This window comes from Caballeronia zhejiangensis, from assembly GCF_000698575.1.
Lineage (GTDB): Bacteria > Pseudomonadota > Gammaproteobacteria > Burkholderiales > Burkholderiaceae > Caballeronia > Caballeronia zhejiangensis.
In genome coordinates this window covers 1-2,286 of the sequence record NZ_JFHD01000091.1, presented here as the reverse complement: position 1 = coordinate 2,286, position 2,286 = coordinate 1, and the positions used below count along the sequence as shown (strand labels likewise).

Genomic DNA, 2,286 nt, shown 5'->3' with positions numbered 1-2,286 from the left:
GAATTGTGCGAGGTCCGTGCCGCTCGTGTCGAAAGAAATCCCGAGAATCGCGCTCGTCAGAAGCCACGGCGATGCAAACGTAATGCACAGGAAAGCGAAACCCAAGGGATTAATCGAACGGATGGTGCGCAGCCAGCGCGTCTCGCGCCGCCACAACGAAGAGAAATCGTCTTCGATGACATCGGTCGTGACGACGACATCGGACAGCACCGTGCGCAAGTCGATGACGCGAGCGCGCTCGGCGAGCCAGAATCGTCGGCGAGGCAGTCGCGCAAGGCTTCGAGGCCGCCTATCTTCTGAAGCGTCTCGCGTGTCAGCGCGAGCGTCGCGCCGAAGCCGAAGCGCCCGTAACCGAGCGCGTTCGCGACATACACGGACGGCGCGAACCATTCGTCGATGAACAGGCCACCGAGTCTCGCCCAGATGCCGCCAACGCAGCGCGCCCGGTAAAGGCAGGTGACCACGCCCACGCCCGGATCGGCGAGCGGCGCGGTCACGCGCATCAGGTAGTCCGGTTCTACGGAGATATCGCTGTCCGCGATTACGATCACATCATGCTTCGCGTGTCGCGACAGATTGATGAGATTCGCGACCTTGCGGTTGCTGCCATGCGCCGTTGCGTCGATGACGAGTTCGATATCGCGCTCGGGATACGCCCGCGCGAGCCGCCGCACGACACTCGCCGCGGCATCCGACGCGTGCGCGACGCCAAAAAGAAGTTGATATGAGGGATGCGTTTGCGCGCAGAACGTCTGGAGGTTCGCGTAGAGACGCGGTTCTGCGCCGCATAGCGGCTTCAGGATGCTGACCGGCGCGACGTGATCGGCGCTCGTGCAATCGTCGCTTCGCAAGGGCACTGCGGTGCGCCGGCCGCCGTGCAGAAGCGCAGCGAACGCCGCATGACACGTCGCCGCGCAACACAGCCCAATGATCAGCCACATCCATACGGGAATGAGATGCACTGTCATGCCTGTCTCGGCCGCATTGAGTGAAGTACGGATCGTCGCATGGCGGCTGTGACCATTGAATGACCGGTAGGCGTGGTTGAACGCGGCACCGCCTGAGCGGCTTCACTGGGATGCCTCTCGTCTGAGCGAAATCGGCGGATCGCCCGGATATATTGCGTGGCTCAACCTTATGCAATGCTTAAGTAAGAGCGGCTGCGTGTGACCGATAACAAGCAATACTCAGTCAGCGGTCCGCTTGCCTGAGCGCAGCACGTGCACTGGTAAGTCTGGTCGACGAGAATCGCCAGTGGTTCAAGTCATGCACTGGCCTCAAGACGCGTCAAACGTCGCGCGATGTTTCGTTCTGCGCACATGCCATCGGCGGCAGCGAGGTGTTGATTGTGCCCGATGCCCGCGCCGACGCGCGCTTCGACGACAACCCGCTCGTGGTCGGGCCGCCGTTCATCCGCTGTTATGCGGGGTACCCGCTGAGCCTGCGCACTGGCGCGAAGCTCGGCACACTGTGTCTCATCGACCAGCAGCCGCGCATTCGGAGAGGAAGACCGCCGGCTCTTGCGCGACCTCGGCCGCATGGCCGAACAGGAAATGGCCGCACTGCAACTCGCGGCCATCGACGAACTCACGCTGCTTTCGAACCGGCGCTTCACAAAGAAGCTTTCGATCCTCATTGGCCTACACATCTAACGCCGCACGATTCGTCCAATGACCGGTCCACTAAAAGTAAGCTTTGAGTTGGCACAGATGCACCGCCCGGGACCGAGTGACGACTTCACATCGCTTGGCCTTTCTGCGTAATGATCGGCGGCAATCCCAGCCGCATCTGCGCCCGTCGATACGCCGCGAGAAACCTCGAGTCACCGTTCCTCACGCGCGCCAGCCAGTATCCCAAGGCGGATTCAACCGGTCGATGCAACACAATGAACGCTGCTTAAACGTAAGCGGCTCGTCAGGGCCGGTCCCCGATCCGCGCGCGCGTGGGGCATGATGTGAGAGCGTGGGGAGGTCCTGGTAGATCGCGTGAGATCGTGGACACGATCTATCTGGATCTACCCAGTCAAACGGTGGGCGTGGGCGCAGCTGCCGGCTTCAGTTTGTCGGCCACGTTCCAGGGAAGCAGTTCGTTGATGCGGTTGACCTTGTGGTCAGCAATATGTGTGAGCACGTATTCGAGATAGGCACGTGGGTTGATTTCGTTGAGTTTGCACGTGCCGATGAGACTGTACATTGCCGCCGCGCGCTCACCGCCGCTGTCGGAGCCAACGAACAAATAGTTTTTCCTGCAATGCAATTATGTGCATTGCCGCAATAATGCGCAGCC

At 61.0% G+C, this 2,286-nt stretch carries 3 pseudogenes; 1 reads left to right on the top strand and 2 read right to left on the bottom strand.

The annotated features are described in order from the left end of the window. Positions 1-968: pseudogene (gene hpnI / locus BG60_RS35990) on the bottom strand (bacteriohopanetetrol glucosamine biosynthesis glycosyltransferase HpnI); the annotation flags it as partial. Between the two features lie 254 nt (positions 969-1,222). On the opposite strand from hpnI, the pseudogene BG60_RS39900 reads away from it, so the two are divergent. After that, positions 1,223-1,610, top strand: a pseudogene (locus BG60_RS39900) (GAF domain-containing protein); the annotation flags it as partial. A gap of 412 nt (positions 1,611-2,022) precedes the next feature. On the opposite strand, the pseudogene BG60_RS37765 reads toward BG60_RS39900, so the two are convergent. Then, positions 2,023-2,247, bottom strand: a pseudogene (locus BG60_RS37765) (transposase domain-containing protein); the annotation flags it as partial. Positions 2,248-2,286 lie beyond the last annotated feature (39 nt).